The sequence below is a fragment of the Shewanella violacea DSS12 genome (genome assembly GCF_000091325.1).
Classification (GTDB): Bacteria; Pseudomonadota; Gammaproteobacteria; order Enterobacterales; family Shewanellaceae; genus Shewanella; species Shewanella violacea.
Genome location: NC_014012.1, coordinates 3657768 through 3672815, shown reverse-complemented (window position 1 = coordinate 3672815; position 15048 = coordinate 3657768). Strand labels below are relative to the sequence as shown.

Here is a 15048-nt window from a genome sequence, read left to right as displayed (position 1 = left end):
TTTGGGGGATATTAACCTAGAAAATCAGATGCGCAGCACCTGCAATGATAGGCAGAGTGACTAGAGTTCGCAGGATAAATATCACGAAAAGCTCGAAGATATTGACCGGGATCTTACTGCCCATCAATAGTGCGCCGACTTCGCTCATGTAGATAAGCTGAGTGACAGACAAGGTGGCAACGATGAAACGTGTCATATCCGACTCGATTGAACTGGCAAGAATCGAAGGAATAAACATATCGGCAAAACCGACCACTATGGTTCTTGATGCTTCGGCCGCTTCAGGTACCTGTAACAGCTCTAAAAGCGGAATAAAAGGCATGCCTAAATACTCAAACACTGGCGTATATTCCGCGATAATCAGGGCTATAGTACCTATGCCCATGACAACTGGAATGACACCAAACACCATGTCGATGACGTTCTTTATGCCGTCGGTGAATGTCTGTTTGATACCCTTGGTTTGTCCGGCCTTAACCAGTGCTTGTTCCAGCCCCCAAGAAAATACGCTGTATCCCTGTGGGATAACTTCATCATCTGGGTGTCTTGGAGTCTTGTCTATATAGACATCTTTCTTCCAACACAAGGGGGGAAGTTTAGGGACGATAACCGCAGCCAAGATACCCGCTAAACAAACGGTCAAGTAGAAAGGCACGAACATATGCTCGAGTCTGACTTGAGAGATAACCACTAGGGAGAAGGTTATAGATACCGCAGAGAAAGTGGTGCCGATAATTGCCGCTTCTCTTTGAGTATATAGACGATTCTCGTACTGCTTACTGGTCATCAAGATGGCGACACTACCATCGCCTAACCAAGAGGCCATACAATCGACGGCGCTACGACCTGGTAAGTTAAATACCGGGCGCATGATCTTAGTTAATAAGGTACCGATAAATTCGAGTAAACCAAAATTCATCAACAATGGCAGTAACATGCCGGCGAAGATGAAGACGCTAAATAGCGATGGCAAGAGATCATTTAAGATCAAGGCACCGGTATCTCCAGATGTAATGGCTTCAGGACCGACACCGAAGAAGGTCATCACTACGAAGATGGCGCCAAGTATGCGAATGATAAGCCAAGCCGGTGTGACATTGAGCAGGGCATTGAAGAATTCATGATTGATGATCATCGCGGGCTTAAACAGCTTAGTGAGCACACTCGCCGTGGTGGTGATCACTATTATAGCGGTGACAATTGCTGCGATGCTGTCTCCAAGCAGGCTTTGTAGGCCCTTGGATACGATAGCGATTGGGATAGTAATCGCGTCGTTATAACTGATAGGCGTCATAAACAGCAAGAGACCTATCAATGACGGAATGATAAACGTCAGTATCGTTTTTATGTTATGGGTTTGTTTTTCAGCCACTTTTTTTACCCTGAATTACCGTGTTGGCACAATTGCAATAAGTTAACATTTGGTCCAATTTGAAATTAAGTTTGAATATCCATTCAAATCGAGGGGGGCAAGATTACCCCCTTAAATCCACTATGTAAAACGATTCTGCAGCCTGATAGGATTAATCCAAGATAAAGCATAGTTATTACACCTTTTTGAGTATTTATATTTTAGCGAAATAAATAAATAACTAGGGATGTAAATATTCGTTAACAGAAGGTTGGGTGGGTGGCTTGCAGTGTGTGTTTTTTGTTTGTTTGTGCAAATTCTGAAGGCAGACGTTTGGCGGAATAAAGTGGCGCAAACAAGCTTCACGCCACAGGTGATACTGCTAATTTAGCCGAAAGTATCTCTCAGGCTCTTGGCTTTATCGGCATTTATTTTTAGCTCGAGTACCGAGGCTTCGACGGTTTGCACGGCGCGTAAGTTATCGTTGCTGGCTAGGCTGATGGCGGCAATATTTTGATTAATCTCATCGACCACCATTTTTTGCTGGTCTGCGGCAACCGAGTTTTGCTGCGCCAGCGAGTGTATGGTGCTGATAGCCTGGTAGATGGTATCAATCTTATCCGCTGATGCTTGGGTGTCGGTGGCGCATACTTCTGCTTGAGCTCGGCTTAAATCCATTTGACCGGCCCAGCTGGTTATCATGGCAAACATCTTATCGACACTTTGAGAGATGCTATTGGTCGATTGTTGAGTGCGTTTCGATAGGGCTCTGACTTCATCGGCGACTACGGCAAAACCACGTCCTTGTTCTCCGGCGCGTGCGGCTTCGATGGCGGCATTAAGCGCCAGTAAGTTTGTCTGCTCGGCGATGGAATCAATCTCAGACATGGCTGCAGCTACTTGCTCGGCTTCCTTATTAAGGAGGTGCGCATTAGCCGCGGCTTCTGTGACCGCCTGAGTGAGTGAGGCTATATTGCTGGTATTAGATTGCATCTTGATGCGGCTGTCATGACAGAGCTGGTACGTTTCATCTATGCTGTTTGAGGTCGATTGAGTATTCATGGCGACTTCAGCTATGGTTGAGCCCATCTCCTCCATGGCGCTGGCTATCTGCTCCACTTGCAGGCTTTCATTTTCTAAACCTGCATGGGTTTGATTGGCAGCGACGATAAGCTCGTCGGCTATATTATCAATATGCTTGGCATTGTCTTGGGAGCGACCTAGGACCCCTTGTAATTTTGCATTTTGCATCAACATTTGAAAGTCGAGTAGGGAGGAGGTATCGCGGCCACAATAGACGAAACGGCTCACAGAGTCGTAGCCCTGTTTCATTTTCATTAATTTGGCTGGAATTCTAAAGGCCTCGTCGTAGAAGATGGCTAAGTTGAGTCCCATGAGCAGGGCGCCGGCAAAAATAACGCCCCAGCCCCAGATTGAGCCAGCCACCGCTAAACCTGAGGTGGCACAGATAGCCGATAAGATGCGTTTCTGATTTAAGCTCATGGGATCGGAGACAGTTTTTCCCTGATTGAGGCGTTTATAGATTTGCTCGGCTCTGGTGATAAGCTGGCTTGAGGCTTTAATGCGAACCGACTGATAACCTATTATCTCACCTTTCTCAAACAGAGGAGAGACGAAGGCATCCACCCAGTAATAGCAACCATCCTTACAGCGATTTTTGACCACGCCTCTCCAAGATTGACCCGACTTGAGCTTACTCCAGAGTTCTTTAAATGCACCAGCAGGCATGTCCTGATGTCTGACGATATTATGCTTCTGCCCAATGAGTTCAGATTCACTGAAGCCGGAGATATCGATAAAGGTTTGGTTTACGTAGGTAATGATCCCATGCTTGTTGGTACTCGAGATCAGTTCTTCTCCGGCGGGGATTTTGATCTCTCTGCCAGTGGATCTGTTGTGCTGACTTGTCATGCTACTTCCTGTTCAAAAACTGCGAAATCCATTTCAGATTTTGTGTTTTATATTTTTTATTTGGCCGAATTGTATCATTCATGTGGCTGTTTTGTTTGTGACTAATGTGAATTTTGTTCGTTTAACTCAGTTATTGTCTGTTTTTAGGTAAGACTAGCTAAGTTTTATGAATCAGGCTGGCGAAATTCATCATATTCTAGTGAAGGGAAGGCAAGTTAAGGGGATTTTTGATGCTGAGGGTTACCTCCAAGGTCTAAAGCGCTCCTAAGGCTTCAAAGACATTTGCCATATCCATATGGGTCGGTCAGAAGGAGGAAACGCCAATAAATGTAGGGAACATATATGGCCTTGAGGGTGACCTCCAAGGTCAAAAGCGCTCCTAACGCTTCACAGACATTTGCCATATCCATATGGCTCAGAAGAGGGAATGCCAATAAATGTAGGGAACATATATGGCCTTGAATGCAATTACCTATTTAGAGTGAATAGACTTTCAAGCATTCAAGCTGGATTCCGGCCAAAGGCATACCGGAATGACAGTTGGTTTTATGTAGACTTGAAGAGTGATACAAGCTCAGATTCTAGCCTTATGGCATTGGCTCTATCTCAAGCCCTCAGCTTATAGCCTACAACCGCTTTTCAGCTTACTAACCTTTATTAAACCTTTGTAGGCTTTCGGCCTTATCGCTTGCCAGCTCAAGGCCTCAAGCTTTAAATCTAGAGAGTTTACACCCGATTAAAACCAGCTTGCTGATGCCAGTATCCGTTGCAACTTAGCTCTGCATCTGTGTGTATTTGTGGTTCATGTTCGCCATTTAATAATTTATCTGCTAGCTCGACACTTTTTATGCCTGAGGGGGAAACCCTGAAATAATCTACCCCCATCTTTTCCATGTCGCTTCTTTCGGATGAGAGGTCTATGCAAGCAGCCGACTGAGTCTGTATGCCATTGAGGCGTAGCAGAGGCTCAGATTCCTGAGTCTGGGCCAAGAGCCCCTTAGGATTTGAGATGCAGATGGTTTGGCACTTATCTTTGGCCAGCCCCTTATGTCTGGCGGTAAAGCAGCGCGCCGAGAGGGCTAGGGGCATGAAGCCATGACCAAATACTTCGATTTCGAACGCAGGTGCTTCGATTGAGATGACCTTGTCGAGCCAATGCTTAGAGAGCTCCACCGGCATGACGAAGCGTTGCATGCCCCAGCTGTGTAGCTTCTTCAAGCTGGCTAAGTTGTAGTTATTGATCGTCGGGCCACAAATAAAGGGCAAGCCTAGTTCCTTTGCCGCTTGTACTGCACCCATGTCGTTGGCTTCAATGGTGAATTCACCATTGTTGACCTGTTTCTTCAGCTCGGTATATTCAGATGGGGCTTCTAGCAGTGCCAGAGTCGAGAGGACCACCTCTTTACCCGAGGCCTTGAGCATATGGGCTAAGTCCATATAGTCGGTAAACTTAAGCTCCCTGCGGCGACTACAAATAGTCTCCCCCAGATATACCAGTGGGATCTGGCTATCGGCAACGGCTCGATAAAATTCGATAACCTTCTCTTTCGGCCAGCAATATAATAATGGCCCGAGTGATACTTCCATCTGTTTTCCTATGTATTTTATATGCAAGATTACATCTGCTGGCAGCCTGAATTTCAGGTCTTATTGCCATCTGTGCTTATGGTTTGGCCATAGAGCCGCGCAGTGTCATTGCGTTTTTGAATGAATGCTTAAATGCTTATTTAAGGTCAATTATTGATAATCGCTAAGATTACTGCCAGGTGCGCTCATAGGCGCCTAGCGTGGTGGTTTGCCCCTCTGAGACCTTAGATAGCGCCCTGTTCCATTCATCTTGGGTTTGATACTGGTCCGGATTATCGAGATAAGTATCGATGGCGCGTCGCCACACTGAGGTGACTTGCTCTACATAAGCTGGACTGCGCTGTCGTCCCTCAATTTTTAAAGACACCACATTCGCTTTGGCGAGTTCAGGGAGCAGGCTTAATGTATTTAAACTTGTGGGCGACTCGAGCAGGTAGGTGGGCTCGTGATTATCTTGTGTGGTATATCGACCTTTGCAGACGACGGGGTAACCCATCTGTTCGTCTACGGAGGACTTATCGATAAGGACTTCGTTGAGGCGTGTTAATCGAGCGCCATCTTGCTCCTGCCAGCGAACGTGCTTGGCAGGTGAGCAGGAGCCTCCTGTATTGGGCGACTGGCCAGTCACATAAGAGGAGAGATGACAGCGACCTTCGGCCATGATGCACAGACTGCCGAAGGCAAACACTTCTAAATCCACCGGAGTGACCTTAGACAGATCTCTTACCTGTTTCATCGATAATACCCTGGGCAACACCGCGCGCTCTATGTTGAATTCCTCCTTATAGAGCTGCAGGGCACCCAAGTTGGTGGCACTGGCCTGCACCGACAGATGCAGTGGCAGGTGAGGGTAGCGGCTGTGGGCGTAATCTAACAATGACAGATCGGCCACGATTAGGGCGTCGACCCCAGTACTAGCGGCAATATCGACGGCTTCGTACCAACGTTGCTCCTCTCCAGGTTTAGGAAAGGTGTTGATAGTCAGGAAGAGCTTCTTTCCCAACTTCTTGGTGTATTCGGCTGCTTGCTGAAGTTTCTTGGGGGTAAAGTTGAGACCCGCGAATGATCTGGCATTGGTGTCATTCTTTAATCCTAGATAGACGGCATCGGCCCCTGCATTGAGTGCAATTTTCAATGATGCCAAATTACCAGCCGGACACAGCAGTTCCATATTCTTACTCCAAGGTGCTCCAAAAAATCGAAAAGGGAGTGTAAAAGGGATTGGCTATCCAATACTTGATGTAAAACAGGTTTGTGATCATAAAATATGGGTAAACTCGTTTTCTTTTCGGCTCTGCTGTTATAGGTAGAGAGTTATTTAGGCTATTGGATACCAGATTAATATGCAGTTACCACTTTCAGGCAATATCGCCAAGCAGTTCCTCAACCTTGCTCCTAAGCTTTTGCGCCAACCACTGGCTCTGGTGCCATTCAAGTTAAAGGCCGATGTATTAGTTCGACTATTAGGCTTAATGCTTAAGCAGCAGGGGGAAGATGAAGAGTTGGATTTTCTGGCTGGACGTTGGGTGGCCATTAATGTCGAGGATATGGGCTTGGAGTTTGAAGTCAGCTACGACTCTCGTTGGTTGGTACGTCCAAGAAACGATGCACAAGTAGTGTTCTCGGGAAATTCAAAGGAACTGCTCCTGGTCGCAGCGGGTAAAGAAGATCCCGATACGCTTTTTTTCCAACGTAAACTGTCCATCGAAGGCGATACTGAGCTGGGCTTAGAGGTGAAGAACCTGCTACTCAGTGTCGAGTTTGATACCTTGCCATTTCCTATCAGACAAAGCATAGAAAAGATGGCACAAGTTATTTGTCAGCTGCAGCTTAAGGCTGAACCTGAGCTGGCATAGATTTATTGTCTAGGTCCTAGGAGCTGAGTATTATAGGGGTAACGATTGACGTTATCCCTAGGCTATATGTTTACTATCGGACAAGTCGCTAAAGCCGCCGAGGTCAATGTTGAAACGGTGCGCTATTATGAAAGACAAGGCTTAATTAAACAGCCAGCGAAACCCGTTCAGGGTTATCGAGATTACCCAACAGACACCTTGCTAAGACTGATATTTATCCGCCGTGCCCAGGTGCTGGGTTTTACTCTCAATGAGATAGCTTCCTTGATCTCCTTGAGCGGGGAACACTGCAGCGATATTCAGCTACTGGCGCAGAAGAAGCTATTGGCGGTGCGGATTAAGATAGACGAGCTGCAACGACTAGAGCTGAGTCTGGCTAATTTGGTCGATAAGTGTCGCCATAATGCTGATGAAACCTCTTGTCCCATCATTTCCTCTCTGGTTCCGGAGCATGCACTGGTTAAAACTAGCCATGGCCTTTCTAAAAATTAGCCATGGCATCTCTTAAGATGAGTTTAATACTTGTCTATTGACTCCGTATCTAGGTACAGGCTTTACACTCTAAGCATAAGCACATGTGGATAGATTTGATGGCAAGCCGAGTGTAAGGCCCTTGATGTTGGCGAGTAAGGTGCAACTTACTCCTCATAAGTCATGGGAACGAGCAAGCAGAGACTGTAACAATAACTGATATAAAGGGAATGAGTCATGACAGCTAAGGTGATCTTAGAGTCGGTATTAACCTGCCCAGAGTGTGGTAATCGTAAGATGGAGACCATGCCAACTAATGCCTGCCAATGGTTCTATGAATGTGAGCAATGCCATAATGTGTTAAAACCTAAGGCCGGAGACTGCTGCGTGTATTGTTCCTACGGCTCAGTGCCTTGCCCACCTATCCAGCTAGCACCAGCTCAGAAAGGCCAGGGCGCTTGTTGTAGCGCTTAAGGTGTTCTGCTTCTTATCATGGACTGAACTGAACTAGCATAAGCTGATTCAGTACTGATCTCACTATCTTGCCAGCCAGAGGCTTAAGGGGAGTAATAGGTAGGCGGTAAACATAGACAATATCAAGATAGCGCTACTTAGCCCTAGTGCTCGTCGTTGCCATTTCAGTGTGTTTTTGGAATCTGACTCACATGCGGTCATTTTGGTGAGCCTGTAGAAACTGTAAGCCAGTATGAATGCTGTGAGGGTGAAAGTGATGTGTTTGTACTGAGAAACTGTGACTAACCAGGGCATGGCCGAGACCATAGCAGCGACGGCACTGCCCATCCCCAGAGCCAGCAATAATATAGGCAGGGCGCAGCAAGTCGTGCCAATCAGGGCCAGACTTAAGCCGCCCAGTAAGGAGGCGTTGGTGGTGAGCTGGTCTCGATCAATCATCTGTCACTATTCTCCTGAATCTGTATCTCTCTGAAACTAATCTCTCTGAAATTAGCTTCTCTGAAATCAAACTCTTAAAAATTAGGCTCGCCGACCTCCTACCTCCCTGATAATCCTGCTTTAGGTATTAATGCTTTAAAATCAATGTTTTGGTTGTTATTTCGTTATGGGTTAATGGCTTGGCAAGTAAGGTGTCTTTAGAAGATCTATACCTTTAAAACACCAAGCCGATACCTAAGGTAAACTCATCGCCATATGATACTTGAATGGCTTCGACATCTTCATACAGGGGTAGCTTATATTCGACGCGCAACATGGCACCGGCGCGATACCAGACGAATACGGGACCGGCAGATACTCGCTTCCCGCCTGTTATCCCAGCCGAGTCTTGGCCTTTTTGTTCCAGTCTGGCACTGATATCCAGCATCAGAAATACCCCAGTGTTACTTAGGTTATCGTGATAAGGGTGCCAGCCTATGTTGATGTCTAGGCCAAGTTCATCGCCTTTATCTATTTGCTTGCTGCCCTGGTTATTGATCCAGTAGAAGAGGTCGTAGTACTGGTACCATTTTGCCTGCTCGAAACTGGCAGAGAGACTCAAGCCTAGATCTATGCTGCCATCTCCCAGGGGAAAGCTAGCATCTGTACTGCCTGTAGGTAGGCGGATACTGGGGGTGATGGCAATATTCCCCGTGGAGTCTATTTCATTCCTATATCGTTTCAGTGGCAGACCTATGATCAGATCGCCTATGCCAGAGCCACTTTCATATACCGGGGCATTAGCTCTAATCACAGTGCGGCTCTGTTTTATATAGGGCAGTTTGACGCTGAGCCTGACTTCTCGTTTAAAGGTATAGATGCCTTCGAGCCAGAGCTTGTCGATGTTTATACTGAGCTTGGCTTGATTAGCTATTTTTGTTGTACCGTCGAGCAAGGTGTCCGCGCTAATATTTTGTTGGCGTAGCTGAAAGCCCCAACCGCCTTCCCAACGAGGCGCCATATCCATCACCGGCTGGTGGGCAAGAGCTGGCAGGGATGTGAACATTACAGTGAAACCTAGCATCAGAAACACCATGTAAAGCCGACACCATAGACGGATACTCATACATAGGTTATGAATAAAACGGCTATTAATACATAAGTTGTTCATATATAGCCTGTTCATATATAGCTTGCTCATAAATCACGGCCAGGCTTTAGCTTACTGATGCTGGATTGTGAATGATGAACTTTAGGCTCTGAGGAGTCATAGACATGGGATACTCGATATTCAGAGACTGAAGTTTCTTCGGCATTACTGGCCTTAGCTTGAGTCGAGGTGAGGCTAATATCTAGCTGTACTCGTTTTCCGCTAATATGGGTTAACTCGGCCGTTTGGGGTAAGTGATAGACTTGCTGCTTACCTTGGTCGACCAGGTATAATTTGCCGTCACGGCTGTGGATAACACCTTCGATGACCCCATGATAGGAGATGGGATCGTAACCTCCCTTAGTGATGGCAGTGGCTATGTCGGCATAGGCTACGGGTTTATCGGCTAACAAGGCTAAGGTGATCTCTTGAGTATTGATGTTGATCAATACTCCATTTTGACCAAATTGTGTTTTGTCTAAGAAGGGCAGTCTAGACAGGTTCTTCTCGACCCCGAAGGCACAGAATGAGCAGACTATGCCTCTCACCTTTATGGTGAGACGACTGATTTGGTCAGACTCTGCACTTACTTGTGCGGCGGCGTTTATGACTAATAGTCCGGATAAGAAGGAGACAAAAACCAGTTTGAGAAACATAGTCATGGGGATCACCAATCATCAGTGGATTAACCGCTCTTATACTAATCCTAGTAGCCGGACTCGACTCCAAGTCAAATTTTTGATGAAGTATTTATAATACCGATTGGTATAAAGGTGTGCTTGCTGACTAACAGGTGCGAAGGTCGAGCGATAGATGTTAGCTATTGATGCTAACTATGGATTTGAACTATTGATTCTAACTAGAGATTTGAACTATTGATGCTAACTAGAGAGTTGAATTAGAGAGTTAACTATGGAATTCAGCTAGGGCTTATAGCTATTGGTTGGCTTGTTGCCCCATTGAGACTTGGTATTAGGTATTTGATTTTAGATATTAGATATAAAAGGCTTAGCAGCTAGATGGGCTTGCCTGTGATCAAATGATAGCGGACTAGCAGTTCGTCGTCGCTCTCTTGGTGAGCGGGATCTGGGTCGATACAGTCGATGGGGCATACCGAGATACAGGTAGGCTTTTTATAATGACCCACGCATTCGGTGCAAAGCTCTGAATCTATCTCATAGATCTCTTCACCCATAGTGATCGCTTGATTAGGACATTCGGGCTCACACATGTCGCAGTTGATACAGCTGTCGTCGATCAATAATGCCATCTTTTCCTATTACCTATTTTACCAGTTGTGCATGCATAAATGTTTAGTCTTAGGTATCAACTGCCGCAGTCGATACCTGATATATCTTTGTCTAGGTCCTAAAACCTATCGCTTTCGACTTTCCACTTACGGCTTATATAGCTCGAAGCACTTGTCTAGGAGACTCTTTGCTTCGAGCTGATGCTAGTTAATTTTAAGCGTGTGGATTACGGGTATCTTGTCCCTGTGGCAAGTTACGCAGCAGTATCATCTTATCCGTGTCAACTCCCTCGGGTAGCGACAAGAAGACGAAGTGGCCCGAGCCTAATCCAGCCTCGACATTTTCGCCTTTGCGATTGAGCAGTTGTTCTATGGTGAGGGTAAGATTTCCTTGAGGAGTCATCACCTCGACACTGTCACCGACGGAGAACTTATTCTTAACATCGATCTCAGCCATACCAGCATCGTTATGCTTGCCGGTGAACTCGCCGACAAACTGTTGGGTGTCGCTGATCGAGTAACCATAGTCATAGTTCTGGTACTCATCATGGACGTGACGACGCAAGAAGCCTTCGGTATAGCCACGGTGTGCCAAGCCTTCGAGGTTATGCATCAAGGTGCGATTGAAATCTTTACCCGATGCAGCATCTTCGATTGCCTGACGATAGAGCTGGGCCGTGCGTGCGACATAATAGAAAGACTTAGTCCGGCCTTCGATTTTTAAGGAGTCTATGCCCATCTTAGCCAAGCGTTCTACGTGTTGAATGGCGCGCAGATCTTTGGAGTTCATGATGTAGGTACCATGTTCATCTTCGAACGCCGGCATATACTCACCGGGTCTGCCTGCCTCTTGCAGTAATACCACCTGATCTGTGGGTTGGCCTTCACCTAATGTAGGCTTCTCAATTTGGACACCATTGTGATCCACAAGTCCTTGAGAATTCACGGCTATTATGTCACCAGTCTCAGTCTGCTTAGCTTCATGGACATCGTACTTCCAGCGGCATGAGTTGGTGCAAGTGCCCTGGTTAGGATCGCGCTTGTTGATATAGCCTGACAGCAGACAGCGGCCCGAGTAGGCCATACAGAGTGCGCCATGAACGAAGACTTCTAATTCGATATCGGGGCAACGCTGACGTATCTCTTCAATTTCATCCAGAGACAGTTCACGGGATAAAATGACTCGTTTAATGCCTTGTTGCTGCCAAAACTTTACCGAGGCCCAGTTGATGGCGTTAGCCTGAACCGATAGGTGGACTACCTGTTCTGGGAAGGCTTCTCTGACCATCATGATTAAACCTGGATCTGACATGATCACGGCATCGGGCTTCATGGCAATAACGGGTTCCATATCCCTGATATAGGTTTTTAACTTAGTGTTGTGTGGAGCAATATTGCTCACAACATAGAGTTTCTTACCTAGACTATGGGCTTCCTGGATACCTGTAGCCAGATTTTCCATCTTGAAGTCATTATTTCTCACCCTAAGGCTATATCTTGGCTGGCCTGCATAGACAGCATCTGCACCATAGGCAAACGCATAACGCATATTTTTCAGTGTCCCAGCGGGAGACAGTAGCTCTGGTTTAAACATAATGATTCTCAATTTACAGTTAAAGGCGCAACAAGCGGGCGAGCATTTTACTCGGAGCCAATGTCCTTAATCAAATTGAGCTTACATTAACGAGATCTTAATCAAATACTGGCATCAGTACTTAGGCTTTACTTGAAGGATTAATAGAAAATTACTTCCTAAAATCCTAAAGTTAACTAGAATTTAAACAATATATTAACTGTACGGATACTTTTTGCGCGTCTAGTTAACGACTCTGCTGATATACTCCGTAGACTCATCGACTTGAGTCTAGTTATTAAAGAGATAATGGGAGCACAAATGTCTACTGAACATGAACTATTGGTCAGGCTTTTAAAGAAATTAAAGGCTGACTCCCTAGTTTTGCCGACGCTACCTGAGGTGGCTATGCGAGTTCAGGAGGTGGTATCCCGGCCCGATTCAAGCCCTAAACAGGTTGCTGAGGTCATAGGCCAAGATGCAGCCATCTCAGCAAGAATGATCAAAGTGGCTAACAGTGCCTTATATAGCCGTGGGGTGAAAGCCGAGAACATTAATAGCGCAGTGACTCGTATAGGCTTGACTCAGATAAAGACCATAGCCACCTCAGTTGCCATGGAGCAGCTGTTTATTTCGACTAATGAAATGGTGTGGGAGGTGATGGATGAGGTATGGTGTTCCTCTATCGAGGTGACTTCTGCAGCTTGTGCCATGTTACAGATCTATAATAAGTCTCATAAAGGCAGTGGGCTTAGTTTCGATACTTTAACCTTAGCGGGACTGGTGCATAATATCGGTGCTCTGCCTGTATTAACCGAAGCCGAAGCTCAGCCTGAACTCTTTACCAGTATCGATCAGCTAAGAGGCTTAGTGCGTAAGATGCAGGGGCCCATAGGCCGTGCAGTATTGAAGAGCTGGGACTTTGCTCCAGAAGTGATGGAAGTTGTTGAGAGATGGTCAGATCTTTCTTATCTGCCTGATAATGTCTCTTATATGGATTTTGTTCGAGCCGCAGCCTTCTATACTGGAGAACTCAGATCTGGAGCAGATCTAGGGGAGAGGTTAAATGTATTCGTGCAACGTGGTTTACCTGTGTCGCCAGATGAATTAGCCAGCGATGAATTCCTCGAAAAGTATCATTCAATCAAGTTGAGTTACGACTAGCAAGCGAGCTTATAGGCGCTATAGGCTAGTAGAACAGCCAAATAAGTATTCTTTGAGAAGTATCATACAGTCAGTTGAGTTACGACTAGCAAGCGAGCTTATAGGAGCTACAGGCTAGTAGAACATTAGCCTACTAACCAAATAAGTATTCTTTGAGAAGTATCATACAGTCAAGTTGAGTTACGACTAGCAAGCGAGATTATAGACGCTACAGGCTAGTAGAACATTTGGCCAACTAGCCAAGTAGTCAAAAAAATTCTTTGAGGAGTTAAATTATTCGCGTGGAAAGCGACTGGTATTTTTGGGTTTTAGGGTTAATTTGTATCGCTGGTATCATCATTTGGTACCGGCATAAAAAGCGTGAAACTGCTTTTGTTCAACATCTTATAAACCTCATTCAGCAACCAATAGATAAGTTTGGAATCAAGCCATCGAGTGACTCTCAAGGGCTGGTTACTTCATTAGATAAGATTCCCAAGAAATATACTCGGTTATATCATGAGCTACAAAGGTTCATCGTTGAGTTACCGGGACCAAGCGATAAAGATAAGTTGACCGGACTTCCTAATCGTCTCGGGGTCAAATCACGATTAAGTGGATTGAGCACCATAGAGCAAGGTAGCTTAGTCTTAATCGATATTTATCGATTTAGGTTTGTTAACGACCTATTTGGATTCTCGGTAGGAGATGAGTTACTCAGACAAGTGTCGCAACGCCTTATGGGCTCAGAACCTCAGGCTGCATATGTGGCGAGAATGAACGAAGATGAGTTTCTTATTTACTTTGAGGTGCAACAGAGTGAAAGCAGCTTGTTGGCACTGCGAGAACGGCTTCAAGTCCCCTATGAAATAGAGGGGAGTACCATTTCGGTACAGATCCAGATGGGATTTGTCGATCTCAATCTGCATCATACCCATGTTAGCTCCCTGTTGAGACGCCTAGATCTCGCCCTCATCAAGGCTAAATCACATAAACCTTTCTTTGCCAGTTATGCCCTAGGGGATGATCTGAGTCAGCAGCGTGAACTGAGTATTATTCACGATCTGCCTAAGGCACTCCAACAAGGTCAGCTGTACATGGTTTATCAGCCTAAGCTCGATGTGGCTTTGGGCACCTACGTTCAAGTAGAAGCCTTAATGAGATGGCAGCATAGTGAGTTAGGCCATATCTCTCCTGGTGAATTTATTCCCTTGGCCGAGTATGCCGGCATGATTGAGCTGCTTAGCCAGTGGGCGTTGGAGCAAGTGATTGCTCAACAGGCTCGTTGGCAGACCATGGGGATCCGTCTTCAGGTTGCGGTAAATCTTTCGACCCAAGATATGATTAGCGCCACATTGTGCGACGATATTCAGAATAAGCTTAGTCGTTATGGTGTGTCAGCCGGTTCACTCTCTATCGAGATCACCGAGAGTCAGCTTATGGATGATATGGATCTGGCGATCGCCACCATTGAGAAGTTAAAAGAGGTCGGGGTAGACGTTGCCATAGATGATTTTGGTACAGGTCATTCCTCATTGGCCTATCTTAAAAACTTTCCAGTGGATGAAGTTAAAATTGATAAGGCTTTTCTCGATGATCTTTTGACCGACAAACGTGCGGCACATATCATGCGTTCTAGCATAGAGCTAGCGCAAGGATTGGGCTTTAGTACCACTGTCGAAGGGGTTGAAACTCAGGCCGTAAATCTTGCTCTGATTGAGATGGGCGTCGATAAAATCCAGGGGGATCTCTTTGCTAAACCTATGACAGCTAAAGAGATCGAAGCGGAACTGACTGGGTAACTTTAATATACATTAATATAAGCAACAGGCGACTCAGAGTCAT

At 45.9% G+C, this 15048-nt stretch carries 14 protein-coding genes; 5 read left to right on the top strand and 9 right to left on the bottom strand.

Annotated features, from left to right (window positions below):
* Positions 1-16: 16 nt before the first annotated feature.
* From SVI_RS15290 to ubiU, 4 genes are all read right to left on the bottom strand, one after another.
* Positions 17-1372: a YjiH family protein gene (locus SVI_RS15290; RefSeq protein ID WP_013052511.1), complete on the bottom strand. Its 1356-nt coding sequence runs from the start codon at positions 1370-1372 to the stop codon at positions 17-19.
* A gap of 366 nt (positions 1373-1738) precedes the next feature.
* Complete coding sequence (locus SVI_RS15285) at positions 1739-3283, bottom strand: methyl-accepting chemotaxis protein (protein WP_013052510.1); 1545 nt, start codon at positions 3281-3283, stop codon at positions 1739-1741.
* A 726-nt stretch (positions 3284-4009) separates the two neighbouring features.
* On the bottom strand, positions 4010-4870 hold the full coding sequence (locus SVI_RS15280; protein ID WP_041420005.1) for a U32 family peptidase: 861 nt from the start codon (positions 4868-4870) through the stop codon (positions 4010-4012).
* Between the two features lie 169 nt (positions 4871-5039).
* The gene (gene ubiU / locus SVI_RS15275; RefSeq protein ID WP_013052506.1) at positions 5040-6041 is read right to left on the bottom strand and encodes a ubiquinone anaerobic biosynthesis protein UbiU; all 1002 of its coding nucleotides are present in this window, start codon (positions 6039-6041) and stop codon (positions 5040-5042) included.
* 172 nt (positions 6042-6213) lie between these two features.
* On the opposite strand from ubiU, the gene ubiT reads away from it, so the two are divergent.
* The 3 genes from ubiT (at position 6214) to SVI_RS15260 (ending at position 7671) form a co-directional block, all read left to right on the top strand.
* Complete coding sequence (gene ubiT / locus SVI_RS15270) at positions 6214-6726, top strand: ubiquinone anaerobic biosynthesis accessory factor UbiT (protein ID WP_013052505.1); 513 nt, start codon at positions 6214-6216, stop codon at positions 6724-6726.
* Positions 6727-6792: 66 nt separating this feature from the next.
* Positions 6793-7218 (top strand): Hg(II)-responsive transcriptional regulator, encoded by a 426-nt coding sequence (gene merR, locus SVI_RS15265; RefSeq protein WP_049791114.1) that lies wholly within the window; start codon positions 6793-6795, stop codon positions 7216-7218.
* A 216-nt stretch (positions 7219-7434) separates the two neighbouring features.
* On the top strand, positions 7435-7671 hold the full coding sequence (locus SVI_RS15260; RefSeq protein ID WP_013052503.1) for a GDCCVxC domain-containing (seleno)protein: 237 nt from the start codon (positions 7435-7437) through the stop codon (positions 7669-7671).
* Between the two features lie 63 nt (positions 7672-7734).
* Here the strand turns inward: SVI_RS15260 and SVI_RS15255 are convergent, their stop codons facing one another.
* From SVI_RS15255 to trhP, 5 genes are all read right to left on the bottom strand, one after another.
* Positions 7735-8109, bottom strand: coding sequence for a hypothetical protein (locus SVI_RS15255; RefSeq protein WP_013052502.1), 375 nt, complete (start codon positions 8107-8109; stop codon positions 7735-7737).
* 214 nt (positions 8110-8323) lie between these two features.
* Positions 8324-9154 (bottom strand): transporter, encoded by an 831-nt coding sequence (locus SVI_RS15250; RefSeq protein ID WP_231847732.1) that lies wholly within the window; start codon positions 9152-9154, stop codon positions 8324-8326.
* Positions 9155-9285: 131 nt separating this feature from the next.
* Entirely contained in the window at positions 9286-9900 is a 615-nt protein-coding gene (locus tag SVI_RS15245; protein WP_013052500.1) for a heavy-metal-associated domain-containing protein, read from the bottom strand.
* 353 nt (positions 9901-10253) lie between these two features.
* Positions 10254-10508, bottom strand: coding sequence for a YfhL family 4Fe-4S dicluster ferredoxin (locus SVI_RS15240; RefSeq protein ID WP_013052499.1), 255 nt, complete (start codon positions 10506-10508; stop codon positions 10254-10256).
* Between the two features lie 193 nt (positions 10509-10701).
* Positions 10702-12081 carry a prephenate-dependent tRNA uridine(34) hydroxylase TrhP gene (trhP, locus tag SVI_RS15235; protein WP_013052498.1) on the bottom strand — a complete coding sequence of 460 codons (1380 nt, stop codon included), beginning with the start codon at positions 12079-12081 and terminating at the stop codon, positions 10702-10704.
* Positions 12082-12381: 300 nt separating this feature from the next.
* Here trhP and SVI_RS15230 point away from each other — a divergent pair, with 300 nt between their 5' ends.
* Together SVI_RS15230 and SVI_RS15225 are read left to right on the top strand one after the other, a co-directional pair.
* The gene (locus SVI_RS15230) at positions 12382-13224 is read left to right on the top strand and encodes an HDOD domain-containing protein (protein ID WP_041420409.1); all 843 of its coding nucleotides are present in this window, start codon (positions 12382-12384) and stop codon (positions 13222-13224) included.
* 281 nt (positions 13225-13505) lie between these two features.
* Complete coding sequence (locus SVI_RS15225; protein WP_013052496.1) at positions 13506-15005, top strand: putative bifunctional diguanylate cyclase/phosphodiesterase; 1500 nt, start codon at positions 13506-13508, stop codon at positions 15003-15005.
* Positions 15006-15048 lie beyond the last annotated feature (43 nt).

What these genes read in the sequence shown, in the direction of transcription:
- SVI_RS15280 (WP_041420005.1), bottom strand. Translation starts at nt 4,870, where the DNA reads ATGGAAGTATCACTCGGGCCATTATTATATTGCTGGCCGAAAGAGAAG.
- SVI_RS15255 (WP_013052502.1), bottom strand. Translation starts at nt 8,109, where the DNA reads ATGATTGATCGAGACCAGCTCACCACCAACGCCTCCTTACTGGGCGGC.
- SVI_RS15240 (WP_013052499.1), bottom strand. Translation starts at nt 10,508, where the DNA reads ATGGCATTATTGATCGACGACAGCTGTATCAACTGCGACATGTGTGAG.
- merR (WP_049791114.1), top strand. Translation starts at nt 6,793, where the DNA reads ATGTTTACTATCGGACAAGTCGCTAAAGCCGCCGAGGTCAATGTTGAA.
- SVI_RS15285 (WP_013052510.1), bottom strand. Translation starts at nt 3,283, where the DNA reads ATGACAAGTCAGCACAACAGATCCACTGGCAGAGAGATCAAAATCCCC.
- ubiU (WP_013052506.1), bottom strand. Translation starts at nt 6,041, where the DNA reads ATGGAACTGCTGTGTCCGGCTGGTAATTTGGCATCATTGAAAATTGCA.
- trhP (WP_013052498.1), bottom strand. Translation starts at nt 12,081, where the DNA reads ATGTTTAAACCAGAGCTACTGTCTCCCGCTGGGACACTGAAAAATATG.
- SVI_RS15230 (WP_041420409.1), top strand. Translation starts at nt 12,382, where the DNA reads ATGTCTACTGAACATGAACTATTGGTCAGGCTTTTAAAGAAATTAAAG.
- SVI_RS15245 (WP_013052500.1), bottom strand. Translation starts at nt 9,900, where the DNA reads ATGACTATGTTTCTCAAACTGGTTTTTGTCTCCTTCTTATCCGGACTA.
- SVI_RS15260 (WP_013052503.1), top strand. Translation starts at nt 7,435, where the DNA reads ATGACAGCTAAGGTGATCTTAGAGTCGGTATTAACCTGCCCAGAGTGT.
- SVI_RS15250 (WP_231847732.1), bottom strand. Translation starts at nt 9,154, where the DNA reads ATGTTCACATCCCTGCCAGCTCTTGCCCACCAGCCGGTGATGGATATG.
- ubiT (WP_013052505.1), top strand. Translation starts at nt 6,214, where the DNA reads ATGCAGTTACCACTTTCAGGCAATATCGCCAAGCAGTTCCTCAACCTT.